A 24325-nucleotide genomic window follows, 5' to 3' on the forward strand; every position below is an offset into this window, starting at 1 on the left:
GTCGTCTTTCTTCAGATCTTTACACGTCTGGCAGTACTCAGCTTTATTGACTGCCCAGTCCCAGACGTCAATCAGTTTTTTTCGCTGAATTCATCCGAATACGTTGCGTTATAAACCGCTTCCCCGAAGAAAAAGCAGATGTTATTCGGAAGTTCATCGAAGTCAAAGTCCGGATACACGTTGTCGAGGATCCAGTCATAGCATTTTTCCTGCATCCCGATAGCGGTTTCCTTCGTCTGAAAGACCGTTTTCAAATAGTTCAATTTCTGTTTATCCAATTCCCGGCGCTGTTTTCGCGTCAGGCAGCGGATTTCCGGAAGCTTGCCTTCTTTGACCATCTTCATGATGTCCGCTACGATGCGGTCATGGCGAGCCTGCGCTTCCTTCTGGATTTCTTCTTTGGTCATTACTTTCTTATCTGCCATCTACATCAGTCTCCTTAGTACGAAGCCACATCGTTGATAAGTGTGACCGTGATGATGCTGTTTCCCTTGTCATCCGCATAATAACCGCGATAGTTAAGCGTCTGCGTAATACCTTTCGGACCGCTGATGCTCGGTGTAGCACGTTCGAGAATGACTTCCGGGATTGTGAACGTCAGACTGAAATCATCACGAGTAAAAGCAAGTTCCAGGGAGGTTTCCGTGCTGGCCATCGCTTTTTTCAGCTGTGCATCATCTTCAAAAAGCGTTTCGATATTCCCTGTGATTTCGCACTGACCTTCATTGATGGACGGACGGATACTGGAACCGTTGAGGCAGTACGTGTCGCCGTCCAAGTTGTTGTTGATATCCAACTGCATTTTACGGCAGGTAGCAAGCGCAGTACCGCCCTCTTTGACGGAGGCATTGACGTTATTAAAGCGCGTCAAGTTCAGCGTTGTAGGTGCGGATGCGGCCGTTTTCGTGGCTTCCACTTCATTGCTGGCCATCGTATCTACCGTATAAGTCGTTTCGTTGTTGCCGACCTGGGCCGTCAGCGAGAATTTATTGAATTTCGTACCGACGTACTGGAAGAAAAGGCCAATATCCGGAAAACCTTTTTCGACGGTAAGCGACGGGATTTCATCGCCGACCTTAAAGACGTGCTGATACGTACCTTCTTTCGTGCCAGCCGTTGTTGTCGGAGCGCCGAAGAGGCCTTTTAAGATGTTGCCGATGTTACGGACGTCAAGCGGCAGCTCCAGCTGACCAGATGCATCCATTTCACCGATGCCCGGCTCCGTCATATCGCGGCGGCCAGTAATCGTATTTGTGGTGATGAGGTTCTGCTTGCTAGTCAGTGCGTTTTTATTAATCGGCTGACGGTACCAGGTACCTGTAGACGGCATCGTACCATACGTTGTTTCAAAGATGAGGTTCGTTACGGACTTCATCCCTTTAGCCTGTTTTGCCATTTTGTAACCTCCTAATAAGTTAATGTTTCACCCATCGAGGGCGTAATTTCAGTGATACAAACCATCGTCCCCATAAACTGAGGATAGGTGGCGGATGGTGTAACGTCATAATCGACACGGGAAATCGGCCAGTCTCTGTCGGACGCAAATGTCTGCAAGGTTTCATAGATGAGCTGGCCTAATTCGTCGCACTCGACAGCCCCTGTCAGCTGGATTTCTTTAGCGTCCGGATAGTAAGCGTTCTGCACGACTTTACCATCAACAGTGAGGTTGTTGTTCTTCACGACCCAGCCGACACCTATTGTATAGGACAGTGTACTCTGGTCTGCTCCTTCGATTTTCGAGCCGTTCATGACGACGATATACGGGCAATAATCTCCGTCTGGAGCTTCCCGAGGATTACCGCCGTTGATGAGGACCGGTGCCTTACCGTAATGATCTTTGCAGTACTGCTGGATGCTGTCGCTGTCTTTCAGGGCCTTCATCCAGGCGTCGGTTATCGTCTGCAAAGGCAATGTGTATTCCATGACAGCCTCCTATTTAAAGACACGATAAACTCGGCCGGAGGATGCGGCCGAACGAGCGCCGTTACCGTTAAGGTACGACAGGATTTTCTGCTGCATCGTTGCCGATGCGATTTCATGGACGCGCGGCACCATCGGTGCCATAGTCTGACGAGACCTTGTGTCCAGCATCAGCTTATTCTTTGACGGGTGCATCCCGGCAGCGAAAAACGCTTTTCGCATCCGTTCCGTCATCGGCGTCTCATACCCTTCTTGCTGCTTACCGCCTAAGCGCGCAGCGGACTGACTGAGCCAGCCAACCGTAACAACGCCAGCGTCAGCCTGGCTCTTATCGTATCCGACCGCCTGCCGCAGTTTACCCATAATAGGATAACTGCTCTTATTTGAGCCGTTTAGAGCGCGTTCCAGCTTAGCATAATGCCAATCGTCCAGCACGTGCTTAGCGTAAGCCTGGCCGCCAGGAGCCTGAGACCGGATACCCTCTTTAATGGCTTTCTGGGACTGATATGCCGCAGATTTCAGCGCCGAAGACACCCATTTCGGATGATTCTCGGCAACATATTTCAAAAACGGCGTCGCCATATCGTCATATTCAATCCGGATATCCAAGGTCATCACCCCCACATATTTCCGTAGTCAATTGCCGATTCGTGCATCAGGAACCGCAGACGCCAGACAGCGCCAGGATTATGCTGCTCGATGCTCATAAACGTATACGTTGTACCGTGATATACGATTTCATCACCCGCGTGCGGATCCGTGACGCCTTTTTCCGCATCGTCAAGGACGGTAAAGGACGCATCGCCGTAACTGCGGCTTTTGTCATGCGCGTTACGGGATGTATCGTTCGTACCGATTTCAGCGATAACCTGTATATTCAGCTGCCTGCCTTGCGTCTTATACACGGCCGCTTCACTGACATCATCGAATAAATCACCGATATCGTCCTTCATCCAATCTTCAAGGCTCATTACTTACGACGGCCGACCGTCGCTTTCGGGTCGACCGGAGGCAGGCCCTTTTTCGCAGCGGTAGCATGTTTTGCACCGCCTGCTTCCACTTCCGTGTCAAGGCGGACAACGTCGCCGTCTGCTACCGTGTCAAGGCGGACAACGTCGCCGTCTGCTACGCGAAGAATTTCTTCGCCTTCCGCAGCCGATACGCCTTTGACGAGTGTGCCTGGACCGTAATCCGTGCCGTTATAGCGAAGTGTAAATTTTTTAACGAGTAAATCCATAATGTCCTCCCAAAAAGGAAATGGCATCGCGATTCACGACACCCTCACTGTACTTAGTATGCTTTCAGCGTGTACCAGTCGTCGACGCAGTCCGGTTTCACGACGCAGCGAGTAGCGAGACGGATTTTCTTCGTGTCGCTGTTGACGTCGTCCCAGACCTTCGGTACATAAGCGCCTTCATAGGTGTGGAAAGCCCCGTCCGTTTCGAGCTGTGTAACAGCACCAAAGAGCTGAGAACCGATGTTTTTACGGGCCATGATAACGTAACCATCCGGAATGTACTTCTGGAGTTTACCGGATTCATCTTCATACACGCCGTCATATGCGTATACCTGGAGGCCATTCATATCGAGAAAAGCGCCGACGTTCGTGACCGCTTCGCTTTCGATGCGCGGTGCAAACGTTGCGACTTTCAGCTGATCAGACGGACGAAGCAGGTATTTCAGGAGATCTTCGTTTTTCAGCATGTAGCTGATAGTCTTAGACGTCGTGATAAGGACAGAAGGCGCATAGCCGCTGTCGGTTGCTACGGTTTCATACATGTCTTTCAGGCAGCCGTAAATATCTGCGGCCGTGTTGCTCCACATATCGGTACCGGACAGCGTCTTTTTGTGCGTGAATTCGCCAAAAGAAACGTTGTCGATGATGCTGGTAGCGCCGTCGGCAGTCGTGCCGGAAACGGTAAAGCCCGCGTTCAGCATGGTCTGCACGGCCATCCATTCGATACGACGTACGTTCATATCCATCAATTCGGAAATATCGCGTGCGGCCAGTTCCTGTTCACGGTCTGCCGGAGTACGGGACGAGATGACGGATTCGCCAAAACCGCGTTTTTCGATATCGCCAATCGTGGTGACACGGGCCGGCGCCATCATCGGCGGAGTGTACTGTTTCGTAATAAAGCCGTCACGAGCGACATTAGCGGCGCCGCCATTACGAGATACGAACGGAGCCATCTTACGAGAGCCTTTCCGGTAATCCATCAAGACGGATTCGCTGGCAAATGTCTGTTCACTGCCAAAGAACGTATCGCGAAAAAGCGTAGTCGGGCGATACATACGGTCAATAGCCTGGAGAAGCTCAAAGGTATTGGTGTAGTCGAGTGCCATTTTCTATAACCTCCTAGTGATTTGCAGTAAGGTAAATGTTGTGGAGGACAAGGTTGTCTTCCTGTTTTGCGCGAGTATCGGAGCTGCCAAAGATAAGTTTGTCGGCGTTGAACATACCGGCGACATAAGCTTCGGTGACGACGTCATCTTCGCCGGAAGCGTCGACGTCATTAATCAAAATAGCACAGCCGGTCTGCGAACCGTCTGTCTTAGAGCTGTCTGCCGTGGTGTATTTGCCGCTGGCCGATACTTTGCCGAGGACTGTACCGCGCTTAAGAGCACCAGCACCGGCAACAATGGTTACACCTGCCGTCAGAAGATGAGGATAGGTGCCGCCGATAAGGCCGTCAAAATTCTGCGAGCTTACGTTCTGTACCAATTCAGCCATTATTTTCTACCTCCTACCTGAGCATTAAGCTTGTCAAGAAACGCTTTGCGTTCTGCCTCGTCCTGGGCGCCGTTATCGGTGACCGCGCCGCTTTTTACATCATTGACGCCGCTGTTGACGTTGTCGTCAATGAGATTCTGCATAAACTGCTGGCCGGCATTAACAGGATCCTTAGCGGGGATTGCTTCTTTCGCCGTATCGACGAAGAACTGAATGTCTTCCGCCGTCTGGCCAACTTCTTTGGCGTGCATTACGATTTTATGCACCTGTTCAGAGCCGTCGTCCAGGGCATCGAGGGCGCTCATGCGAGCACGTTCGCCAGCGATGGCTGCGTTACGGATTTCTGCTACCTGATCGCCGTGATTCGCTTCCAAATCGGCGACTGTTACTTTCTTATCGTCCATTTTCGTATCTCCTTTGTTGTATTTTACTAAAATACGTTTCATTTCACTTACGTCGTTTACCGCAAAGTTCACAAAGCGCTGATGATTGAAGTCAACGCAGTGCGGTGCGCTGTTTTGTACGTCGGTATAGAGCATACCCGTCGCAAAACCTTTATCGATGGCCGTCTGTACGCTCATGTACGTTTCTGCGTCCATCAGGTCCGACAGCTCTTTACGGTCTTTACCGGTACTGAGTTCATAAGCGTTCAAAATAGAGTTTTTGATTTCGTCAAGAACGTCGGCGGTGTGCCGCAGGTCCGAGGCATAGCCACTAACGCCGGTAAGCGGATTATGGACCATAAAAACGCATCCCGGAGCCAGCTTGCGTTCCTCGCCGGCCATAAAAATAACGGTTGCAGCACTCATGACTTTCGTATCGCCGACGGTTGTGACGTGACCACCGTTCGCGCGGTGTTCCATCAGCGCGTTATAGATGCCGGTACCGGCATAAACGCTGCCGCCGTAGCTGTCGATGGTGACCGTCAGGTTCTTACCCTCATAGTCAGCCAACTCCTGGCGGAACGCATTCGGCGACGCACACGGCAGGTCGAGCCATTCATACAGCCAGGCCTGTTCATCGTCGACGATGTCGCCGCTGATGCGGAGCGCTACGTTATCCGGCTCGGTTTCGCTCGACGCAAAATTCCAGAATTTCACTGTTCATTTCCTCCTTCTGCCGGATTCGCCGGCCCTGTATTCGGTGCGGCGGGACCTGTATCCGCTGCCGTCTGTCCGTTGCCATTAATCGACGGATACGTCGGCAGTTTGTGCGCCGACAAGCGGCTGTTTTCAATCGCCAGACGCTCAATATTTTCATCCCAGCTGGTCCCCGTCATTTCAGCCGCTTCTTTTTCACGGGTGCTGAGTCCAAAGAGGATACGAAGCTGTGCGCTCTGCGCTTCTTTGACCGGGTCGAGGACACCCATGACCGGGCCGAACCATTCCGAATTACACCACGCGGCGCGCTTAACGGGATCGCTGAAAAAGCCCGGCGCCTGAACGCGGCCGCGGACAATCGCTTCCGTCAGCCATGCCTCATAGACAGGCTGGCAAAAATCGCGGGAGAACCACGTCCGCCGCATCTTGAACTCGCTCCAAGCCTGGAGCAGTGCGGCACGGCTTGCGGTGTAGCTGGAATTGAAGCTCTTCATTAAGACTTCGTACGGAATGCCCAGGGACGCGCCGATTTGCTTCGTCAGCTCTTTCACGAAGGGCTCGAAGGTCGACAGCGACCGTTGTGGATCCACAGCGGCGACGTCATAGCCCTGCGGCAGCATATTGACCGTCCCTGGACCAATGGCGATACTGTTTGGGTCCAGCGCCGGCAGGTGCTTATTCGTACCGTTCATCAAATCCGAAATCGGAACGTCGCTCGACTCGTGGTCCGCCGTTTCCTTGATAAACATGGTGAAGTAGGCCTTGATGATGGCCGCTGTCAATTCGGCATTCGTGTAGCGCCCGGTCTGCTTAATCGTTTCGATGACCGGGGCAAGTTTCGGTACACCGCGATACTGTTCAGCACGCTCATCGTGGCAAATCTGAAGGATATTGGGCATCCCCGACAGTTTGCCGCGTGCTTCGACGCGCGCCCAGGTCTGCAACTTATACATGTTGGCCGGGTCGTAATTGTAACGGTTCGACACGTAGTAGGCAACGACCTTGCCGTCATCATCGATTTCGACACCGTTGATGATGCGGTTCCCGTTATCATTGTTATGCATCACGATAGAGCCGGGAAGCGTAATACCGTCGGTACTAATTGCCCACGGGTTGCTCACCCTGGCTGCTTCTACCAGCTGGATGCGAAGGGAATATGGCATCAGCGGCCCAGAGGGCCGATACTTGAACAGTGCGAAGGCATCGCCATCTATGGCATAATCCATATAGGCGATATCCTGCATGTCGTAAAAATTATTACGGCCGAAGATATCACACTCTGTACTGGAGGCCCACAGGTCAAACTCGGCTTTTACGTTACGGCTCCATTCTTCCGCCTGCTCGGCGCTGAGGCCGAGAAGTCGATAGTTTGGCCTGGGTGCCACCTTAAGGCCGGCACCGACGATGTTGGTGCGGGAGGTGTTAATGGCCGCCGACGCAACCGGAGTGCCGAGAGCTAGGTCCGACGAGCGGCCCCGTAGAACGCCAAGATTTGCGTCGATATCGCTCTGCGGCGATGATTTACGAGGACTCCAGGCGGCGAGGCTGCCTTTGCGGAAAGAGGCACCGGCTTCCGAGTATCCGGAATTGCGTACGGCCTGCCGCGTGATATTTAGTTTCTTTTCCGTCGGCATCCGCGCCATTTTGCTGTGCTTACGTTTCTTCTTTCCCATTTCACACCTCTCAATCTAGTAGGACGAACCGTTTCGTTCGGGAGCCGGCCACGTTACCTGCGGTTCCCGCAGCCGTTTCTTCCGGGAGCGTCACACCGGATGCCCTCAGCTCGTCAATCGACTTGCGGATCTGCTGATAGTCAGCCCGACGGTTCTTAATCGTCCCGTTCTGCCACTCCTGGGCGGTGAGTACTTTCTTTTCCGCTTCCAGGAGCGACCGCAGGCGGGCCTGCTGTACCGTGTCGCTCATACGACCACTCCTTTCCGAATACAGCCATACTGTTTTCGTGTTACTTTATGGGGCGCCGCAACGGGTACCCCGTTAATTGCTTCTTCATAGGCATTCCAATCGGGCCGAATCGAGCGCATACAAGCCAGGTTGTAGACCTGAAGGTCAATCGGTTCATTACGGCCGTCCGGCGCGACGTTCTTCCACTTTTTGACGACGCGGCCGCGACTCTTTTCTAGGACTAGCTTTTCAGCTAAAAGACCACGGAAATAGCGCCTGTCATAGCCTCGTTCGTCGTCATCCGGAAAATGCATGTACTGCGGTCCCGCAGCGGTGACGTTTTTCAGCCGTTGGAGGATATACTCCTTGCCATCGTTGACGCCGAGGAGCGTCAGCAGGAGGCCTGGGAAGTTCGTAGCCTTTGCCGGCTTATAGAGAAGCGGCACCCCGAATTCGTGAGCGCCTCGAATGGCGAAACGCTGCAAATACTGACGGTCCTGACAGTATCGATAAACTTCTTCGGTGTAGTGACCGCCGCTATCGATGAAGGTCCGGGCCACTTTAAGCGTCCTGCCGTCGGCGAACGTCCATTCTCTTGCAAGAAGCCGGTCCAAATCGGCCCAGACGTTCGAGTTGGCATCCGGAACGCCAAGCAAGATGCCTTTTTCGATGCCCCAGCGCTCTTCTCCACGTCCCCATCCGGCTATTTCGTATTCCAGACGGTCATCCTGCGTATCGACGGCAGCCGTAAGGAGCAAAACACCGTCCGGGAGCTCGGCTTTATAGGTTTCACGCCGTGCCAGGAGCGGTTCCATGTCTTTGATGCCGCTGTCGGGATTGTAGATTTCCGCCAAACGCGTGTTCACGAAGGTTTTCATCGACTCTTCGTCGTCTTTGGCTTCGAGATACTCGCGGACGATGTCGTTCCAATGCACCCAAGGCGACGTAAAGGCGTTCACATGGAAGGATCGAACCGTTTTAACGCCTGGATTTAAACAAATGTACCCTTGCTTGAACGATTTGACCTGCGCTTCGTTGTATTTGAAGCCGCAGTCAGGGCAAATCCACCACACATCGTGGACTTCGTAACTCTTCTGACCGTCTTTTTCGTACTCATCGTACTCAAATTTCATGTCAGAGATAGTTACCCAGTGCCACTCACCGCAGTTTGGACACTGATAGCGCCATTCTTCCTGACTTCCCAGCATATACTCGCGCATGATGCGGCTGGTGACGTCGGTTGGCGTCGAAAACAGGCCGATAATGCGGTTCCAGAAGTTTGACGTACGCTTTTCAGCCAGGTTGACTGGGTCGCCCTCTGTGCCAGCTGACGGTGCAAAACGGTCCACTTCATCGCAAACTAGGACACGAATCGAGCGCTTCGCAAGGCCTGATGGGGCGTTAGAGCCGACAAGTGACAAATACCCGCCTGGAAAGAGCTTTTTCAGGATGGTATTGTCGCCATTCCGAGACTTTTGTTCGTGGATGCGGTCGGCCAGGACCGGCGTCATCGCGACCGTCGGCGTAAGACGTTCCTTCGAAAAGTCCTTTGAGTCTTCAACAGTCGGCTGGACCATCAACATCGGACAGGGGTCCAAATGGATGAAGCGGCCGAGGAGGTTGAAGAGGATTTCAGACTTCCCGAGCTGCGCACCCAGCATCGCCACGACTTTCGTGACGCCTTTCGCCGTGAAGGCGTCCATGATGGGGATCTGGTAGTTTTTCGATACCCATTTGCCTGGATCTGCGCCATATTCTGCCGGAATCTGACGGAATTCGTCAGCCCACTGGGATACCGTCATCAGCGGCGGCGGGGCGACTTCGGCGAGAATATTCTGCATGAGGTGTATCGTCTTCGGCGGAATGACTGGTTTAACCATCGTCATCATCCCCGCTGTCGATATCCTCAAGTTTAGCCGCGTCGAATTCGGAGAGGTCCTTTAACGCTCGGTTGATTTCTTTTGTCAACATCTCATTGATGTCTTCCGGCGTTTTGCCGGCAAGGGAGGTTGCCATTTTGGAAGGCAGTGCCAAAAGCGTTCGGCGAAACACAACAACCATGTTGCCGACGAGATACGTGATGTCTGAGGTTTTATGCAGTTCATTTTTGAGCTCCCCTAACTTCAATTCAGCAATCTCACGTTTCGCTTTTTCGTGGAGGGCTTTTTCGTCGTCGTAGGAGACGCCTTTGCCACCGTCCACGTTCCCCGCCGATTGCCGGTGCCAGAACATCAGGCTCTGCACGAGCATGATTTTACCTTCGTCGTTGCAGACCAGCTCCTGATCACGGACCAGCTGGGAGACGCGCTGCGGCGTCAGCCCCAGGATTTTCGCGAACTCCCGCTGCGAGATAATCAAATCCCGCCAGCACTTCGTTACATTCACCCGCCACCACCTCCTGTAGTGGACATATTGAACGAATGTCCATTATTGAAAAGCAAATGTCCAAAAAAGTTTTTAACTAAAAAATCATCGGGGTGGCGCCGACCCCTGCGCGGTGCTTGTTTCACAGAAGAACCTAAAATTATTATGAAATAAACTTTTAATTTCTAATAATTTTAAACTCTCAAATAATTTATGTTTTACTAAAATTCTCTCGTGTCTCGTACTAGCGTACACGCTATTCTTGCTATCCCGGCATGAGAAAAGCCACTAGCGGCGGATGAGCTGTCTTGGCTGGTGGCTTTCCCTTATGCGGTTATACTTTTCTAAGAATAAGGAGGTGTAAACTTGACGAGTTTTCCATGTTTCCTGCGTACCTGATTCCCTTAGTTCTTACAGTTTATATTATATCACTTAGTCGCAGTCTCGTTCGGTCGCATTGACTCTCATTTGGTCGCATTGAGTCCCAACTTTTGGGCCTTGTCTTTTCGATATTTGACATAGCACGGCTCAAAAGCTCTGACCGCTTTATCTTTTTCGCGAAAAAGCTGGGACCTGCTGAGACACATCGCCGCCGCAATGTCATCGATGCCGGCGTCACGGACGTAGTACAGTGTCAGTAGCTGCCGCTGTTTCTCGTCGTCCATCAAAAGCAGCATTGTCTTTGCTTCTTCTCTCCGGTCAATGAGCCGGTCCCAGTCAGCGTCGACATCGCGGATCAGCTTATCAAGCCTGGCAATCTTATTCGAAAGGTCCGCCGGCTCTCCGCCGGATACCTTACTCTTACTGTAGTCAATTGCAGACAGTGAACAAATGTCTGCTTCAAGACGTGAGCGTTCTAGCTCTTTCATCTTCAGCAATACATTCAGCTCACGAACGCTGTTTAAATACGCTTCTGCATCCCCCATTACTTACCCTCCTTCGCGAGTCCTTCTTTGAGGACTTTCAAGATGTACTGATTCAACGTCAAATTATGATTGTTCGCAGCGTCGATAAGCTTTTTACGCATCCCTTCGGGAAGCGACACGGGAAGATGTTGTTTCAGTTGTTCTTCGGCTTGCGGAATCGGAATCTTACTGTCTTTCCCGAAAAGCTTTTCGTAGCGGTCTTCGTCGAAGTTGCAGCCGACGAAATGCGTGAGGTCCGTCAGCGTGATGGTGCCGGCCTGCATGCACGATGCGATGCCGCAGATCTTATCGTAAGCGCGCTGGAGACGAACGACGCCGAAGCCGAATTCATCATGAAGCGCCATCAGCGTACAGGTCATCCAGTAATCGACGGACCTGGCTAACGTTCTGTTAATCAGCTCTTTATCATGAAGCGTCGGCCGATGTGGTGCAATTATTGCACTTCTTGACTGTAACATGTAGCCGCTGCTGGGTTCATGGCTTAGTGGGATACGCGGCGCCCTGGCCGCGCGCTTCATCTTTCTTGCAAGGCTCAAATCAATCAGCTCCTTTTCTACTTACGGTCTTTTAATTCTGTCCACAGCTTACGATCCTGTAACTCCGTCCACAACTGGCTTACCTGGACGCCGTGGTTGTGCTGGTACTTACTCGAATGATATTCATCGGCGCCCGGGTCGATGTCGTGATAGTAGATTTGGCAAACCTCGACGTCCGGATAAATCACCAGCGGCTGCACCACAAAGATCTCCAGAGTCCAGTAGCCACAAAAGCCGACGTCACCAAAGCCTGCTGTGACGTGGATGATCATGCCGAGGCGACCGACGGAAGACCTGCCTTCAATCATCGGAACGAAGCCATGCGTTTCCGTGTATTCGTTCGTACGGCCAAGATACAATTTGTCTGGCCGAAGCAAATAGCCTTCTTTCGGAATGACAACCTTATGTGATGGTTCTTTTGTGGCCATGTCCAGTACTTGGTCGTCGTAGACTACCAGCTCGTTATGCAGCGTGAGGTTCACGCTGTTCGGATTGATATGCCTGTCCTCAAAAGGCGTAATTACGATACTGCCCTTTGCCATTTCCCGCTTGATGCGGTTGCCGCTCAGTAACATTAGTCATCCCTCTTTCTTTGTTGATAGATACAGCCAATAGTAAACGAGTCCGCGTCGGACTTTGCTTTCTTCGACTGCCGCCACGGGAAGCGGTTGCGGCGCCGCTTCCGGGCTTCTTCGAATTCCTTCTTTTCTTCTTCTGTCATCTTGTGTGTCTTTACGACGCCCGGCGTGTAGTAGCCCGGAAAGTCCTTTGGTTTTGTTATGGGTCTCCTCCTTAGATAAGTCCGGCTTTCTTTTTTGCCATATAGATGCCGTAGTCGATACGGAGACGCCGCGCTTCACGGATAGCGTCATCAAGTTCGACGCGGTGATAATCAGTGTGCTCTTTTTCAAAGCGTGCACCGCGGGCTTTTCCTGCATCACAGCGACTGGCGCGGCGTTTGATAAGATTGCCGGACGGACTCAGCTTTACGCGGCAGGGCCGTTCCGGCAGTAGTTCTTTATGTCGTTTCATTGTAATTCCTCCACAGTCTTACGAATCGCAAGCAGCATGGCCTGCTGGCCAGCTTCCTTACGTTTCAGCGCTTGGGCGACGGCCTCATCGACGGTCCCTTTAGCAATCAGCTGATGGATGACGACGGTCTCCGTCTGGCCCTGTCGGCAAAGACGGGCGTTGGCCTGGAGATACTGTTCAAGACTCCAGGTGAGGCTGTACCAGACGATGATATGACCGCCCTGCTGGAGGTTCAGGCCATAGCCGGCACTGGCAGGATGCGCCAGCAGTACGGGGATTTCGCCGCGGTTCCAGGCCCGAAGGTCGTCTGAGGTCTTTAGCTCTCTTGCGCCCTTGATAGCTTTCTTGAGTCTTGCCAGTTCATGCTTATACTGGTAAAAGACCAGGACCGGATGCCCGGCGTTGTCCTCGATGATTTCAAGGAGCCGCTGGATCTTTGCGTCATGAATGACGATGGTGTTGCCATCGTCATCGTAGATAGCACCGCCGGAAAGCTGCAAGAGCTTATTCGAGAGTGCTGCCGCGTTCGGCGCGGTAATTTCTTCATCGCCCATCTTTAAAACCTGCTCTTTCGAAAATTTCTTATAGAGTGCCATTTCCGCCGGCGACAGCGGGATGCGAATCGGGTTGATGATCTTCGGCACGTTGACGGAACCCTTAAGCGACATACAGATGTCACTGATGCGCCGATAGATCTCTTGTTCGGCGTTCGGGCCAAGGATTTTGTAGCTATAGACGATAAGGCCGTTCGTTTTATCCGGCCGAAAATAGTTATGCCGGTATGCCGTTAACGTCCGGCCCAGGCGCTCGCCGCCATCGAGGAGATACAGCTGCGCCCAGAGGTCCATCAGGTTATTCGGCGACGGCGTCCCAGTCAGGAGAATCATCCGGTCGAAACAGCTGCGGCACTTCCGGAGAGCCCGGAAGCGTTTGGCCTGGGAGTTCTTAAAGCTCGACGATTCGTCGATGACGAGTAAGTCAAACGGCGGCCGATAATTAAAGAACTCCATCAGCCAAACCGTGTTCTCGCGATTCGTGATGTAGATATCAACGTTCCGGAGAAGCGCTTTAACGCGCTGCGTCTTACTGCCCAGGACCGTTGAGTAGGTCAGGCTTTTAAAGTCATCCCACTTCTCGATTTCGTCCTGCCAGGTAGACTCTGCGACCTTCTTTGGCGCGATGATCAGCACCTTCGAGACTTCCAGGCGGTCATAGATTAAGTTACTTATGACGCTTAGTGTTACCGCAGTCTTACCAAGGCCCATCGGCAGGAACAAACCACAGCGAGGCGTTGCCAGTGCCGTTTCAATCGCTTTACGCTGATACGCGTGTGGCTTAAACCGCATCGTCGCCACCCCGGAATTGGTCGATGAAAAGCTGTGCGTCCCCTTTTGTGTCGATGATAAGGACCGGCTGATTATGGTTTGCAAGCTTTGCAAACACGCTCTGCTGAAGCGGCCGCGGTTTCTTTCCAGGCGCTTTTACTTCAACGAAGCGGACCGTGCCGTCGCGATTCACAAAAATACGGTCCGGCACCCCGGAATTTCCAGGACTTACCAATTTATACGTTAAAATGTTATTTTTATGTGCATACTGTACGAGGTACTTTTCGACCTCTTTTTCTAAAATGTCCATTCAAAAAAACACACTCCTCGTATTACGAACCAAGACCTTGGTAGGCAAAGTAGGCAATTTTTCCCTTACATTTTATAAAATGGCATTTAGGCTTTTACTTTCTCATACCATTCTCAAAGAAGATTTTACTAAAATCGGCCTTATAAGCCTAATTCCCCTTTTCTAATTAATTAAATAAAAAATTGCCTACCTTACCTACCTTTAGGGGATAAATGGCTTAGGTAAGCGGATGGTGGCGGTAGGCAATTCATAAAAAACTGCCTACCTTTTCCAATAATTGCCTACCTTTTTTATAATCAGTAATGAGAGTATTTTTCATACGTTTTTTTCCCATTTTTGGTTTTTGGTAGGCAATTGCCTACCTTTTTTGGGGCGCCTTATTATCGTCTTTTTTGATGCGTACGTACGCCCGCTGTGCACCATAAGCTTTGAATTTTAATACACCTCTTTTGTTACCTTTATAACGTTCCCAACCATCAAGGTTGGCCAGTATCGTGTTGATTTCCCGCGCTTTCGCGTTGTTGAAGTTCAACCGGTTGCCGCCCAGGCATTCGCACCAGATGGCCAATGCACAGGTTTTTACAATTAGGAACCGTTCCTGCGTCTCTTCTTCGCCGTCGGTTTCGCCGTTTTCGACGAAGTAATGGCGTTCAGCAATGGTCATCTTGTTCCAGTTTGCCGGTACCGGTGTGTTCAGGTAGCTCTTGATGATGCCCACAAGCTCTGATCCTTCTGTTTTCGCCTCCTGGATTTCGCGGGCCTTGGCTTCGGATTCCGGCGATAACCGTAAGCTGGCATCCTGCTGATACAGTGCCATGGCCTCCGCCCAAATCTGGTCCCGTGTATAACCATCGATGTCAAAAACGGATTTGGCAGCCGTGCCGGTGCAGTCGATGATCCAAAAGCGACGACCCCCGGTGCGGTCTTTCAGGCAGATGTCTTCGTTCGTCGTTGCAAAGAACACGCACTGCCTCTTGTACTCCTCAGTGCGTCGTCCGTAAGCGACACGGAATTTATCACTGCTCTTCGACAGGAAGGACTTGATTTGGTCGTTTCCCGCGCGGTTTGTGGCCTGCATCTCCTGAAGCTCGATGAGCCAGGAGCCTTGCAGCTGTTCCAGGGAGTCTTTATTTTGGATCGATGCGATGGAGTCGTTGAACCACCTGCCGCCAAGCTTAGCCAAAAGCGTCGACTTGCCGATGCCCTGCCGGCCGTAAAGGACCGTGCAGTTATCGAACTTGATGCCAGGATGCAGGATGCGGGCGACAGCCGCTTTGAGTGATGTGCACGTCACTTCCTGTTCGTATGTCGTGTTTGCCGCCCCGAGATAGTCCGTAAAGAGCGTTCTGACGCGCGGCGTCCCGTCCCACACGAGGCTTTCAAGGTAATCGCGGACAGGATGAAAGGCGTTGTGCACGACCGTTTCCGTGAGCGCATCGTCAATCATCTGCTTTCCGGAGATGCTGTAATAGCGGAACAAATAGTTCCGCAGGCACGCGTCATCCGCATCCGTCCAAATCGTATCCTTCGCATCCTTTCGCCAGGGAAGTGCGCCGCGTGAAACGACACGGTGACTGAATTCGTCGTAGGCCGGAAGACCTTTGATGTTGATGTCGTGGCCGAGGATGGTCAGCACGTTTTCAGGAGACGATTCAAAACCGCCTTTTTTCGCGCGCGTGAGTTCTGCCAGCCATGACTTATCGACTTCTACCGGCGTCCCTTCTGGCGTGATCGCGCTGTCATCCCAGGATTCCTGGAGCGCTTTCGTGTCGGCGTCGTCCCATTCCTGACGGACTTTTTCATCGTTTTTGGCAAGCTCGGTCATGCTCTTGAAGGACGGCAGCTTATTGACCGGCGTGTCTGCTTTCGCCTCTTCGTCCTCAAGGCCAAATAGGTGGATGCGGACGAGGTCGAACGCGTTGACGTCCAGGCCGCTCACCGGGTCCGTGCCGTGATGGCTGTATGCGAACTTATCGTCGTAGATGACAAGACCGCCCGTCGTCGTCCCGGCCGCGTAGGTGTAGCGGTCGGGGTCGTCCGTCGGTTCATACACGTCAGAGAGATATCTCTCGATGGCTCCCTGGATGGTGTACACCCGGCAAAAAGCCCGATGAGGCCCGGCTTTTCTGTCGGTTCTCCGAGCTTCTTAAAATCCGTCTTCCGGATAGCCGTTTCGTTGGCACTGGTTGGCCAGGACGTACAGTCCCTCCAATCCACATACGCCGCCAGGACGCGTTTTGGTTCGAGGAGCGGCTTATCATTCACCGCACACTCGAAATCGCCTCCTGTGGGCGCTGAAGGCCAGTAAAACAGCCGTGCCGTGTCGAAGGTCGTCGGGTCGAAGTGATGCATCCCGATATCGTCCGCAACTTTCCGCGCGACGGCCTGGTAGGCATCCGGCTCAACGTCTTCTGATAGCGGTACGACGACGCGGTACCGCGGCTTTTCCTTCGTGTATGAGTGCGTCGAGTACAGTGCATAGGCGTTTTCCCCGAGGACACGCGTCAGATCATCCTTAAACGAGGCCGACGGACTGTCGGCGTCAAGCGTCAACATACTGCGGAGCTTGACCTTCTGCGTGAGCCTGCGGCCGTCCTCCAGGTAGCCGCCGACGAAGCCGCCGACGTCTTTCCTTTCGTCTTTTTCGCGCTTTCCCATATCGTGGTACTGCGCGACGGTTTCGCCGGTGTAGCTTACGCGCTGGAGACTCTTGACGATGTCGCGCCACTCCGATTCCCGGTTCTGCCAAACTTTCGTCGTGCGCTTACTGCCGGTTGCGATGCGGAGTTTTCGTGAATAAACTAAAGTATCTGTCATAGATAAACTCCTTACGTATCGACATTTCGTTCAGACAGCTCAAACCGGATATCGTTTAAAAAGCGCGTCCAGTAACGTTCATCGACGTCCATGCCAAGACCGCCAGGCGTTTTCGCCGCATCTTCGATGTCGGTTTTCATGAGAAGCAGCGTCCTTGTCGAGAGCTTTTCACACAGTGGCGCCAGGTAACTTGTGACAACGCCGGTGATATAGGTCCTCCTGCCGATAGCGTAGCGGACCGCACAAAGAAGCATCATTTCCAGATCGTCATTAAGCGGCAGACTAGTCATCGTCATCACCCAGTTTCAATGTTTCGGCCAGGGCCGTGAGCGCCGCGAGCTTTTCTACCATCGTGTTCACGTTTTTCGTCGCCGCGGCTCTTGTCAGAAACGCGTTTCCAAGCTTTACGTTGAGCAGGTCGCCAAGACTAACGTCGGTGTACATCCGTTCCATTACAGCGCCTTTTGGCGTAACCGCGTAATAGCGCTGGCCAGGCTTCGGCGTAAACGCACTGCCAACTTCTGGATCATACGGGATAAGGTCCCTGAGTGCGTAGCAGCCGGAAACGTGTTCCGGCGAGAAGTCGACGTGGTGGATGTCGTCGACGCTGACGATGTGGTGCGTCGGGCCGGTCCATGATTCGACGACAGGGTTTACAGAGACCACTTTAATCTTGTCGTCGTAGATACGCGTCACGATGCCGTAGCCTGAACTGAAATCGTCGGCAAAAGCCACGTCATTCATGCATACCAGCATTCCAATCTTTACTTCATCGAATTTCATCACCATCAGCTCCTTTGTATCGCTTGTCGTAGCATTCTTTGCAGATAATCGTTCCGTCGTCTAAGATATGTGGTTCGCCGGCCATCGTCTGCATTTCACCGCAGAAGTAGCAGCCATATTTCCAGCCGTGCTTGAGTGCCGCATCCTTGAAAAGCGCACTGTCTGCGCCGTACAGTGACATTCGGTCCGCCCAAGGAATCTGTTCCATGTGGTACGGAACCTCTTTATCACCGCCGGTGAGTGCGTCCAGATAGCCTCTTGCGTCTTTACCGGTCTTCGCCCAGGTGACGGATGTTTCGCCGCTCTTATTCGTGTAGCAGTACACATCGAGAAGCAGGCTGTCGAGAATCTTATCATCCAGCGCATTGACGATGTCGCACGCCTGGCTGAACGTCAAATCCGGCAGAGTCGCCAAGACGCTTTTTGCCATGTTCTGTTCGGCAAAGTACCGACTGTGCAGCAGCCGCTTGCAGGAGTCGTTCTCCTCCATCGCCTTGAAATAGGCCAGGCCGTCGCAGACCAAGAAATCACAGCAAACTTTGTACAGCTCTGAGTCTTTATAGGTTGTTGTCATGTAGCTCATCTCCTTATTTAAGCGTAAATACGACAATGATGGCCCCGACGACCGCCCAGCAGAGCAGGCAGCCGCCGAGGATGATGCGGTACGCCATCACCTTCGTCTTATCGATCATGTGTGTCACCTTCTTCCAGCTCATCAAGTTTCCCGGATAATACCAGGGCGGTCGCTTCGCAGATGACCGTCATCTGGTAAATCCAAAGTTCGTCCCAGTTGACGTCGCCGTTCTTGCCCCGCTGGCCTGCGGTGTTTTGCCTGACCGCCTGGCAGAGCTTCATGACGGCGTCCTTCAGTGCCGGGATGTTCGCCTCCTGGCCTCCCATTTCGAGGAAATGCCACATCAGGCTTTTTACTTGGTTTCGTTCATCGTCTTTCATCAGCCGTCTCCATAAAAGCGTTCATAGATTTCTTCCATGAATGGCAGGTTCGCGATGATCATCGCGTCACCGCCGTTCGTAACTTCGTCGAATCGCTTTTCCAGGGCGTCATTTCGGATGCCCGTCTTTCGTAGAATTGTAAGGCTTCGAAGCAGGGCGTCCGCTTCCGCAAGGTCTGGATGCAATTCGTTATAGCGCTTGATAATTCGGGCCCTTCGGTAATTGCTGGTGAACTCATATACCTCGTATTCGTAAATGTGCGTATCGAATACCGTGTTGTAGCGTTCCCGGAAAAGCTGTAATTCCCGGTCCAACTGACGGATGTATTCGCCCTGGAACTTCGGTTTGGCGTCCGCCGGCGCTGCGAGGTAACGGTCTACAACGTTTTCGCATAAAGCCCGGAACAGCCATTTACCCCTCTTGAAATCCTTAGGCGGCCGTTTTAAGAGCGTCTGCGAGTCTTTCAGCTGTAGATAGGCGTTGTACTTTTCGACGAGCGTCTTTTTACTTTGTGCGATATTTCGCACTTTATCCTCTAACTGCGCCGTCTTGGTTTTCTTCTTCAATCGAGGTCCCTCCGTTCTCGTCGGATAAGGCCGCCCAGGCTCATGCCACCGGACATTCCTCTGTTCCCGCCGCGGCCGTGGTCGTTCAGCGTGTAGCCGTGCCGCCAGTATGACTTTTCGCACTTGTGGCGGCAGAACACGGTCCGCTTATCGGCAGGATCAGCAACCTGCACCAGATGGTGGCACCAGCGGCAGTAGAATTCCCGGATAACCGGAACCCCCGGCTCCGGCGCTCTGTGCGTCGTTTCGTGATGCTTGTAGTAGTGCCGGCTGCATTTCTTTGAGCAGAACCGCTGGTCTTTTCGGTACGGTACGAATTCTTTCTGGCAGTCTAAGCAGATTTGCTTTTTATGGGTTGCCATACGCGTCAGCTCCTTAGTCATCCAGCTCCCAGATACTGGTGCAGTTTACAAACGGGCATCCGGTCCGCTTCCATAAAATCCGCTGGGCTTTCAGCTCCCGCTGGGTATAGCTGCCGTTCTTCTTTCGCTGCATCGAGATTTCGCGCAGCTCTTCGTCGGTCCTATCGACCATTTTTATATCCATAATCGTCAGTCCTTCTGATAGTACTTCGCTTCGAAGCCGTCCGCGTTCATCACGAGACCTTCGTTCCAGGGTGCGTTCTTGCACATGATCGCAATCGCTTCATCGAGGTTCCCCTTGCCTTCCGGCATTTCAAGGATGACTTCGTCATGAATGTGCGCGCATATCTTGTACCCCGCTCGTGTAAGTCTCGCCATCGCGGCGCAGAGGCAGTCACGGGCAATGGCCTGAACCGCATTTTCAACAATTTTTCCACCATATGTTTCCAGCTTCCCCCAGCGGCCTGACGTCGTCTTACTGCCGCCCAGGCCGGTGTAGATAATGGCCTCGCTGCCGAATCGGTTCTGCCCGATGTGGGCGTTGAGGTACACCAGGTGACGTCCTGACGGCAGTTCAATGTAAAGGTCGCCGTCTTCCTGGTGGAAGTACAGGTCTTTCTGCTTGAGCTTCGTCGGGATGCCGGTGACGGCTTTCATCATGGCTGTCTCGACGTCGCCCCAAAGCTTTACGATGTGCGGCGATGCGGCACGCCACTTGTTGACGACGTTCTGTAATTCCGTGTCGGAAAGGCCCATCTTGTCGGCCCCCATCGCTTTCAGGGCTCCGATGCCGCCACCATAACCACAAGCCAGCGTAGCCACCTTGCCTTTCTGCCGAAGCTCTCCATTGATGCCATGTTTTACAACAGGGACGCCGAACATGGCACTCGCCGTGGCGCAGTAGATGTCTTTCCCCGCCGCGAACGCTTCCATTTCCCACGTTTCCCCGGCAAGCCAGGCAATGACGCGGGCTTCGATGGCGGAAAAGTCGGCGACGATGAACCGTGTCCCTTTTGGCGCTTCAAGCGCCGTGCGGACGAGCTGGGAAAGTACGTCCTGTACGTCGTCGTAGCACATTTTAAGCGCCTCTAAATCGCCGTCAATGACCATCTGACGCGCGGCGTCGAGGTCGGGCATAGAGTTACGCCTGAGGTTCTGAAGTTGTACGATACGGCCGGCAAAGCGGCCCGTCCTGGCGGCCCCGTAGAACTGGAACATGCCCCGGATGCGGTCGTCGCTGCATGCCGCGTTTTTCATCGCGTCGTACTTCTTGACGCTCGACTTACTGATTTTTTGCCGAATCAGCAGCATCAGGCGTACGTCGCTGGGAAGCTCCCCGGCCAGGAGGTCCTTGACGGATTCTTTCGAGAGCGATTCAATCGGACGTCCCAGCTTTTCTTCGAGCCAATCTTTCACCTGAAGTGGCGAGTTCGGATTGTCAAGGCCCGTGATTTCTCGGGCTTCGTCAAGAAGCCGCTGCCGGTATTCACCGGAGAGGCGAATCGCGTTTTCGACGAGTCGCCGGTTGATCATGATGCCGTTGCGGTTGATTTCCTGGTCTACCAGCCAGTTGTCGTGCTCAAATTTCGGCGGCCGGAGGGCTACCAGCTTTTTTCGGATAGCCATTTCAACGACAACGTCCTGCCGATTATATTCTTTAAAGATTTTCCATTTTTCGGGTGCGTCCGCCGGCAGGTTCCGCGTGCGTCCACCATTGGCTTTCGTCGGTTTGCACGGCAGGCAGAAGAAGCGGATCAGCGCTTTGCCGCGCGTGTCTTTCTGCTTGTCTTCCGGAAATCCCATCGCCTTTGCAACCGCTGCAAGGTGCGGCGGGTATGAATTGTAAAGCGCCAGGATTCGGGTGCATTCCCACTGTTCCTCGGGAAGGTCCGGGAAATATTTCTTTAAACAATTGATTTCAAAGTTGGCGTTAAACGCCGTTTTCAGCACGTTTTTGTCGTACAGCGCATTGCGTACATCATCGGGAAGTGTTTCTCCCTGCGCCAGGTCGACGACCCGGACGGGGTCGTCATCGAAGGCGTAGGCGAAAAGAAGGATTTCAAAGTCAGGCGCTTCCATGTATTTGTACACGCTGTACCGGATATCGTTTGAACTATAGGTTTCCAGGTCAATGCTTAAGGTTCTCATCAGTACAGCTCCTTACTTAGCGTTTAGAAAAACTGGTCGGCGTCCTGAAGGTCGGCTTCATCGAGCATATTGTCGTCCCAGGAATCGGCACTGACGACGACGCCGCCAAGCGGTTCTCCGTCTTTAATCTTCCGGATAGCGGTCAGGCCGACGCCGATGCCCTTTTTGCCGGAGTGACTGTAGGCAAAGAGGTTCAGCATGAACTGGCACCAGCAGCCGGAATACAGGTCGTCCGGGTCGATGATTTCCGAGCGGTCTTTGCTAAAAAGTTTCGGCTTCTTCGTCGAGCTTGCGTTCATGAAGTAGCAGCCCTTGTAGTTCGGGTCTTCGCACTTCAGTTCATCGGTGTCTGCGTCGCGCAGCGGTTCATGAATGCCGCGGTCACTGCCGCCCCAGGTGCTGATGTTCTTCGGGTCTTTGCGCATCTGCGCGATTTTTTCCTTGATAGCAGCAATCGTGCGCTTTTCCGATTTCGGAATGATGATGGACGCCGTATATTTCGGTTTCTGCGTCGGATCATCGTTCGGCCGAGGGCTAAACACGTACGCATAAGAGAGTCTGCAAAGTCCTGTCTGAATAGTATTAGCCATAATTTTTTTCCTCCTAAATTAAACTGTCGTCAAATTCATCGGCCATTTCTTTTGTGAGGTTGAGCGCCGGCCGTTTGTCGCTCATCTCAACCAGTGTCGGTTTTCCTTTTGGCTTTTCAATTAAAGCGCCCAGGACAGCCGCCAGCTTCTTCTTTCCAACGCCCTTTTCAAGCGCTGTCAGCGTTTGAAGCTCCTGTGGTTTGAAGATGAGGTCGTCGGCAATCCCCTCGGCCTGCATCGCTTTGGCGGCAGCGTCTGTATCTGTGATGACGCGGCGGCTTCGCCCTTCGACGAGCTTCAGGCCCGGCCACTTCTTGCCGTCAAGCGCTTCGGTCAGGGCCGCTTCTTCGACGTCGGTCAGCCAGCGTTTGATATCTTTCGCGGCCAGCAGGATTTCCGCCGTTTCCGCATCCGTGAGTGTTGCTTCCTCGCGGAGCTTCGTCTTGGCTTTGATGTACTCGGCCAGGGCCTTGCACTTTGTGCGGAATTTGCAGAAGCGGCAGTGATCGCCGGCTTTGAAATCGCCTTCGCCTTTGTAGGCTTTTTGGGCAATTGGTACGATACTGCGGCCCCAGTCAAGAAGCTCCGAGAGGCTCATCGTATCGGTTGATACGCTGTCAAGCCTGGGTTGAATAATGGTCATGTGGACCGTATCAAAACCATAGAGCATGCCGAAGGCTTCGACAGCGCCCAGGGCGTACAGCCTCATCTGTGTGTTGCCGACGGCATCGACGGGCACGCCCTTGCCGTATTTCAGGTCACAAATTTCCAGTGACTTGTCGGAGACGGTAATCATGTCGCCGGTGCCAAAGCCTTTCGGTACATAGGCGCTAAAGTCGAGCTTGTACTCAACATGTGCGACCGCATCCGGTGAGGCTTTTCGTGCGGCGTTGATTTTCTCGATGCAGACATCGACGTAGCGCTGCACCGCTTCTTTCATTTCCTCATTATCGGTCATGACGTCCGCCGTCTTCCCGTCGAGCCAGCCGCGCAGCGTCTTTTCCGCCAGGGCGTGGGCCTTCGTACCTTCTTCGGCATAAACCGACGTGGATTCGGGTATTTCCGCGTTGATGCGTGCCGACGGCGGGCATGCCAGCCAGCGCGAGGACGACGACGCGGAAAGTATTGCGTGGACTCCGGGCATGCTACTTCACCTCCCACATCTGGCGGACGTCATCCGGGAAGAGCTTCAGAAGGTCCGGCAGCTGGTCGCGCTTGATGTTTTTCACACTGCATGCGGGTACGTGATTGTCCATGAGCCACTTTTTCATGGTCTTCATGTTCGTCTTGTCCGGCGTTTTGTGGAAGAACGCCGCTGTACAGGTTCGGAGCTTTACCAGCTCATCTTCGGTGAGCTTATCGCTCTTTGGCGTTTCCGGTTTCGGCGCCGCCGCAGGCGCTACGACTTTCGGTGCAGGTTCCGCTTCTGGCTGAGGCGTTTCAGTCTTTGCTGTGGGCACGCTGACGGCCTTTTCCGGTTCAGCTGGAGTAACTACCTGCGGCTTGCCGATAGCGGCCCGTAGGACTTCACATAAGCAGTCTAACGACGTCATCAGTGCCGGCGTTTCATCCAGCGTAATCTTGATGTTGATATCCATCTATTTCAGCTCCTCTCTGTCAAGCGAATTCAGGATGGCAAGCAGTTCCGGGTACGATTCCGCAACAGGAATGCCGTTTCTTTTCGCGAATTCATATTCCGTCTGGCAGCCGAGGCTGCTTTCCCAGTCTTCTGTCATATAGACGACGTCACAGCGCGATTCGAGCTCTAAGAGCAGAGACAGGTCGTCGGCGTAATGACGGCGCGAGTAGCGCCGGCAGGTCACGGAGAGCGCCGGAATGAAAAGTACTTCAGGCAGCTGTTCGGCTAGGTCGCAGCAGATCTTGCGGGCTTTTTCGACGTTGTAGTCGCGGCCACCGTACTTATGCGAGACATAAACAAGGTAATGATGCATTGTG

34 protein-coding genes are annotated in these 24325 nt (G+C 53.0%); all 34 read right to left on the reverse strand.

Translation table 11 applies throughout. From position 1 onward, the window contains the following. Positions 1–71: 71 nt before the first annotated feature. Positions 72–425 carry a hypothetical protein gene (locus tag NM10_RS03105; RefSeq protein ID WP_020310150.1) on the reverse strand — a complete coding sequence of 118 codons (354 nt, stop codon included), beginning with the start codon at positions 423–425 and terminating at the stop codon, positions 72–74. Between the two features lie 14 nt (positions 426–439). After that, entirely contained in the window at positions 440–1396 is a 957-nt protein-coding gene (locus NM10_RS03110) for a phage tail tube protein (protein WP_020310151.1), read from the reverse strand. Between the two features lie 11 nt (positions 1397–1407). Beyond that, the gene (locus NM10_RS03115; RefSeq protein ID WP_020310152.1) at positions 1408–1923 is read right to left on the reverse strand and encodes a hypothetical protein; all 516 of its coding nucleotides are present in this window, start codon (positions 1921–1923) and stop codon (positions 1408–1410) included. Between the two features lie 9 nt (positions 1924–1932). Further along, the gene (locus tag NM10_RS03120; RefSeq protein WP_020310153.1) at positions 1933–2535 is read right to left on the reverse strand and encodes a hypothetical protein; all 603 of its coding nucleotides are present in this window, start codon (positions 2533–2535) and stop codon (positions 1933–1935) included. After that, positions 2535–2891, reverse strand: a complete 357-nt coding sequence (locus tag NM10_RS03125) for a head-tail joining protein (RefSeq protein ID WP_020723702.1) — start codon at positions 2889–2891, stop codon at positions 2535–2537. Before NM10_RS03125 ends, NM10_RS03120 begins: the two co-directional genes overlap by 1 nt. Further along, complete coding sequence (locus tag NM10_RS03130; RefSeq protein ID WP_020310155.1) at positions 2891–3157, reverse strand: hypothetical protein; 267 nt, start codon at positions 3155–3157, stop codon at positions 2891–2893. Before NM10_RS03130 ends, NM10_RS03125 begins: the two co-directional genes overlap by 1 nt. A 53-nt stretch (positions 3158–3210) precedes the next feature. Beyond that, entirely contained in the window at positions 3211–4266 is a 1056-nt protein-coding gene (locus tag NM10_RS03135; RefSeq protein ID WP_020310156.1) for a major capsid protein, read from the reverse strand. Between the two features lie 13 nt (positions 4267–4279). Further along, on the reverse strand, positions 4280–4654 hold the full coding sequence (locus NM10_RS03140; protein WP_020310157.1) for a head decoration protein: 375 nt from the start codon (positions 4652–4654) through the stop codon (positions 4280–4282). Beyond that, complete coding sequence (locus NM10_RS03145; protein ID WP_020310158.1) at positions 4654–5754, reverse strand: head maturation protease, ClpP-related; 1101 nt, start codon at positions 5752–5754, stop codon at positions 4654–4656. The genes NM10_RS03140 and NM10_RS03145 overlap by 1 nt, the downstream gene beginning before the upstream one ends. Beyond that, positions 5751–7427, reverse strand: a complete 1677-nt coding sequence (locus NM10_RS03150; RefSeq protein WP_020310159.1) for a phage portal protein — start codon at positions 7425–7427, stop codon at positions 5751–5753. The genes NM10_RS03145 and NM10_RS03150 overlap by 4 nt, the downstream gene beginning before the upstream one ends. A gap of 10 nt (positions 7428–7437) precedes the next feature. Then, entirely contained in the window at positions 7438–7677 is a 240-nt protein-coding gene (locus NM10_RS03155) for a hypothetical protein (RefSeq protein WP_020310160.1), read from the reverse strand. Then, positions 7674–9536, reverse strand: coding sequence for a phage terminase large subunit family protein (locus NM10_RS03160; RefSeq protein ID WP_239639576.1), 1863 nt, complete (start codon positions 9534–9536; stop codon positions 7674–7676). The genes NM10_RS03155 and NM10_RS03160 overlap by 4 nt, the downstream gene beginning before the upstream one ends. Then, complete coding sequence (locus NM10_RS03165) at positions 9529–10041, reverse strand: hypothetical protein (protein WP_020310162.1); 513 nt, start codon at positions 10039–10041, stop codon at positions 9529–9531. The genes NM10_RS03160 and NM10_RS03165 overlap by 8 nt, the downstream gene beginning before the upstream one ends. Before the next feature lie 443 nt (positions 10042–10484). Further along, complete coding sequence (locus tag NM10_RS03170) at positions 10485–10946, reverse strand: DUF1492 domain-containing protein (protein ID WP_020310163.1); 462 nt, start codon at positions 10944–10946, stop codon at positions 10485–10487. Then, positions 10946–11305, reverse strand: coding sequence for a hypothetical protein (locus tag NM10_RS03175; RefSeq protein WP_239639577.1), 360 nt, complete (start codon positions 11303–11305; stop codon positions 10946–10948). The genes NM10_RS03170 and NM10_RS03175 overlap by 1 nt, the downstream gene beginning before the upstream one ends. Before the next feature lie 194 nt (positions 11306–11499). Beyond that, positions 11500–12057, reverse strand: coding sequence for a dCTP deaminase (gene dcd, locus NM10_RS03180; protein WP_020310165.1), 558 nt, complete (start codon positions 12055–12057; stop codon positions 11500–11502). After that, on the reverse strand, positions 12057–12203 hold the full coding sequence (locus NM10_RS13980) for a hypothetical protein (protein ID WP_192813539.1): 147 nt from the start codon (positions 12201–12203) through the stop codon (positions 12057–12059). The genes dcd and NM10_RS13980 overlap by 1 nt, the downstream gene beginning before the upstream one ends. A gap of 71 nt (positions 12204–12274) precedes the next feature. Next, positions 12275–12514, reverse strand: coding sequence for a hypothetical protein (locus NM10_RS03185; protein ID WP_020310166.1), 240 nt, complete (start codon positions 12512–12514; stop codon positions 12275–12277). Further along, entirely contained in the window at positions 12511–13860 is a 1350-nt protein-coding gene (locus NM10_RS03190) for an SNF2-related protein (RefSeq protein WP_071601823.1), read from the reverse strand. Before NM10_RS03190 ends, NM10_RS03185 begins: the two co-directional genes overlap by 4 nt. Then, positions 13850–14149 (reverse strand): VRR-NUC domain-containing protein, encoded by a 300-nt coding sequence (locus NM10_RS03195; protein WP_020310168.1) that lies wholly within the window; start codon positions 14147–14149, stop codon positions 13850–13852. The genes NM10_RS03190 and NM10_RS03195 overlap by 11 nt, the downstream gene beginning before the upstream one ends. A gap of 358 nt (positions 14150–14507) precedes the next feature. Continuing rightward, complete coding sequence (locus tag NM10_RS13510; RefSeq protein ID WP_147675851.1) at positions 14508–16202, reverse strand: virulence-associated E family protein; 1695 nt, start codon at positions 16200–16202, stop codon at positions 14508–14510. Next, the gene (locus NM10_RS13515; RefSeq protein WP_020310170.1) at positions 16085–16966 is read right to left on the reverse strand and encodes a hypothetical protein; all 882 of its coding nucleotides are present in this window, start codon (positions 16964–16966) and stop codon (positions 16085–16087) included. Before NM10_RS13515 ends, NM10_RS13510 begins: the two co-directional genes overlap by 118 nt. Before the next feature lie 11 nt (positions 16967–16977). Further along, entirely contained in the window at positions 16978–17256 is a 279-nt protein-coding gene (locus tag NM10_RS13755) for a hypothetical protein (RefSeq protein ID WP_147675852.1), read from the reverse strand. Then, a complete protein-coding gene (locus tag NM10_RS03205) occupies positions 17249–17749 on the reverse strand; it encodes a hypothetical protein (RefSeq protein WP_020310171.1) in 501 nt (166 codons plus the stop codon). Before NM10_RS03205 ends, NM10_RS13755 begins: the two co-directional genes overlap by 8 nt. Beyond that, the gene (locus NM10_RS03210) at positions 17736–18323 is read right to left on the reverse strand and encodes a hypothetical protein (protein WP_020310172.1); all 588 of its coding nucleotides are present in this window, start codon (positions 18321–18323) and stop codon (positions 17736–17738) included. The genes NM10_RS03205 and NM10_RS03210 overlap by 14 nt, the downstream gene beginning before the upstream one ends. A gap of 107 nt (positions 18324–18430) precedes the next feature. Then, complete coding sequence (locus tag NM10_RS03215; RefSeq protein WP_020310173.1) at positions 18431–18703, reverse strand: hypothetical protein; 273 nt, start codon at positions 18701–18703, stop codon at positions 18431–18433. After that, positions 18703–19269 (reverse strand): hypothetical protein, encoded by a 567-nt coding sequence (locus NM10_RS03220; RefSeq protein ID WP_020310174.1) that lies wholly within the window; start codon positions 19267–19269, stop codon positions 18703–18705. Before NM10_RS03220 ends, NM10_RS03215 begins: the two co-directional genes overlap by 1 nt. Then, the gene (locus NM10_RS03225) at positions 19266–19631 is read right to left on the reverse strand and encodes a hypothetical protein (protein ID WP_020310175.1); all 366 of its coding nucleotides are present in this window, start codon (positions 19629–19631) and stop codon (positions 19266–19268) included. Before NM10_RS03225 ends, NM10_RS03220 begins: the two co-directional genes overlap by 4 nt. Before the next feature lie 13 nt (positions 19632–19644). Continuing rightward, positions 19645–19815, reverse strand: a complete 171-nt coding sequence (locus NM10_RS13985) for a hypothetical protein (RefSeq protein ID WP_192813540.1) — start codon at positions 19813–19815, stop codon at positions 19645–19647. Between the two features lie 5 nt (positions 19816–19820). After that, positions 19821–21779, reverse strand: coding sequence for a DNA polymerase (locus tag NM10_RS03230; protein WP_020310176.1), 1959 nt, complete (start codon positions 21777–21779; stop codon positions 19821–19823). Positions 21780–21802: 23 nt separating this feature from the next. Next, the gene (locus NM10_RS03235; RefSeq protein WP_020310177.1) at positions 21803–22369 is read right to left on the reverse strand and encodes a DUF2815 family protein; all 567 of its coding nucleotides are present in this window, start codon (positions 22367–22369) and stop codon (positions 21803–21805) included. A 13-nt stretch (positions 22370–22382) separates the two neighbouring features. Then, positions 22383–23513 carry a DUF2800 domain-containing protein gene (locus NM10_RS03240; RefSeq protein WP_020310178.1) on the reverse strand — a complete coding sequence of 377 codons (1131 nt, stop codon included), beginning with the start codon at positions 23511–23513 and terminating at the stop codon, positions 22383–22385. A gap of 1 nt (position 23514) precedes the next feature. Next, entirely contained in the window at positions 23515–23967 is a 453-nt protein-coding gene (locus tag NM10_RS03245) for a hypothetical protein (protein WP_020310179.1), read from the reverse strand. Then, positions 23968–24321 (reverse strand): DUF4406 domain-containing protein, encoded by a 354-nt coding sequence (locus NM10_RS03250; RefSeq protein WP_020310180.1) that lies wholly within the window; start codon positions 24319–24321, stop codon positions 23968–23970. It abuts the gene before it with no gap. Between the last annotated feature and the right edge of the window lie 4 nt (positions 24322–24325).

It is taken from the genome of Megasphaera sp. NM10 (genome assembly GCF_000417505.1).
GTDB lineage: Bacteria > Bacillota > Negativicutes > Veillonellales > Megasphaeraceae > Megasphaera > Megasphaera intestinihominis.

Bases quoted from the DNA above. Each gene is read 5' to 3' on its own strand.
- NM10_RS03170 (WP_020310163.1), bottom strand. From the start codon at position 10,946: ATGGGGGATGCAGAAGCGTATTTAAACAGCGTTCGTGAGCTGAATGTA.
- dcd (WP_020310165.1), bottom strand. From the start codon at position 12,057: ATGTTACTGAGCGGCAACCGCATCAAGCGGGAAATGGCAAAGGGCAGT.
- NM10_RS03240 (WP_020310178.1), bottom strand. From the start codon at position 23,513: ATGCCCGGAGTCCACGCAATACTTTCCGCGTCGTCGTCCTCGCGCTGG.
- NM10_RS03190 (WP_071601823.1), bottom strand. From the start codon at position 13,860: ATGCGGTTTAAGCCACACGCGTATCAGCGTAAAGCGATTGAAACGGCA.
- NM10_RS03210 (WP_020310172.1), bottom strand. From the start codon at position 18,323: ATGACAACAACCTATAAAGACTCAGAGCTGTACAAAGTTTGCTGTGAT.
- NM10_RS13755 (WP_147675852.1), bottom strand. From the start codon at position 17,256: ATGACTAGTCTGCCGCTTAATGACGATCTGGAAATGATGCTTCTTTGT.
- NM10_RS03135 (WP_020310156.1), bottom strand. From the start codon at position 4,266: ATGGCACTCGACTACACCAATACCTTTGAGCTTCTCCAGGCTATTGAC.
- NM10_RS03115 (WP_020310152.1), bottom strand. From the start codon at position 1,923: ATGGAATACACATTGCCTTTGCAGACGATAACCGACGCCTGGATGAAG.
- NM10_RS03160 (WP_239639576.1), bottom strand. From the start codon at position 9,536: ATGGTTAAACCAGTCATTCCGCCGAAGACGATACACCTCATGCAGAAT.
- NM10_RS03155 (WP_020310160.1), bottom strand. From the start codon at position 7,677: ATGAGCGACACGGTACAGCAGGCCCGCCTGCGGTCGCTCCTGGAAGCG.
- NM10_RS03195 (WP_020310168.1), bottom strand. From the start codon at position 14,149: ATGGACATTTTAGAAAAAGAGGTCGAAAAGTACCTCGTACAGTATGCA.
- NM10_RS03250 (WP_020310180.1), bottom strand. From the start codon at position 24,321: ATGCATCATTACCTTGTTTATGTCTCGCATAAGTACGGTGGCCGCGAC.
- NM10_RS13985 (WP_192813540.1), bottom strand. From the start codon at position 19,815: ATGGATATAAAAATGGTCGATAGGACCGACGAAGAGCTGCGCGAAATC.
- NM10_RS03205 (WP_020310171.1), bottom strand. From the start codon at position 17,749: ATGAAATTCGATGAAGTAAAGATTGGAATGCTGGTATGCATGAATGAC.
- NM10_RS03110 (WP_020310151.1), bottom strand. From the start codon at position 1,396: ATGGCAAAACAGGCTAAAGGGATGAAGTCCGTAACGAACCTCATCTTT.
- NM10_RS03125 (WP_020723702.1), bottom strand. From the start codon at position 2,891: ATGAGCCTTGAAGATTGGATGAAGGACGATATCGGTGATTTATTCGAT.
- NM10_RS03230 (WP_020310176.1), bottom strand. From the start codon at position 21,779: ATGAGAACCTTAAGCATTGACCTGGAAACCTATAGTTCAAACGATATC.
- NM10_RS03225 (WP_020310175.1), bottom strand. From the start codon at position 19,631: ATGGCAACCCATAAAAAGCAAATCTGCTTAGACTGCCAGAAAGAATTC.
- NM10_RS13980 (WP_192813539.1), bottom strand. From the start codon at position 12,203: ATGACAGAAGAAGAAAAGAAGGAATTCGAAGAAGCCCGGAAGCGGCGC.
- NM10_RS03175 (WP_239639577.1), bottom strand. From the start codon at position 11,305: ATGACCTGTACGCTGATGGCGCTTCATGATGAATTCGGCTTCGGCGTC.
- NM10_RS03245 (WP_020310179.1), bottom strand. From the start codon at position 23,967: ATGGATATCAACATCAAGATTACGCTGGATGAAACGCCGGCACTGATG.
- NM10_RS03140 (WP_020310157.1), bottom strand. From the start codon at position 4,654: ATGGCTGAATTGGTACAGAACGTAAGCTCGCAGAATTTTGACGGCCTT.
- NM10_RS03185 (WP_020310166.1), bottom strand. From the start codon at position 12,514: ATGAAACGACATAAAGAACTACTGCCGGAACGGCCCTGCCGCGTAAAG.
- NM10_RS13515 (WP_020310170.1), bottom strand. From the start codon at position 16,966: ATGACAGATACTTTAGTTTATTCACGAAAACTCCGCATCGCAACCGGC.
- NM10_RS03235 (WP_020310177.1), bottom strand. From the start codon at position 22,369: ATGGCTAATACTATTCAGACAGGACTTTGCAGACTCTCTTATGCGTAC.
- NM10_RS03150 (WP_020310159.1), bottom strand. From the start codon at position 7,427: ATGGGAAAGAAGAAACGTAAGCACAGCAAAATGGCGCGGATGCCGACG.
- NM10_RS03120 (WP_020310153.1), bottom strand. From the start codon at position 2,535: ATGACCTTGGATATCCGGATTGAATATGACGATATGGCGACGCCGTTT.
- NM10_RS03215 (WP_020310173.1), bottom strand. From the start codon at position 18,703: ATGAAAGACGATGAACGAAACCAAGTAAAAAGCCTGATGTGGCATTTC.
- NM10_RS03130 (WP_020310155.1), bottom strand. From the start codon at position 3,157: ATGGATTTACTCGTTAAAAAATTTACACTTCGCTATAACGGCACGGAT.
- NM10_RS03105 (WP_020310150.1), bottom strand. From the start codon at position 425: ATGGCAGATAAGAAAGTAATGACCAAAGAAGAAATCCAGAAGGAAGCG.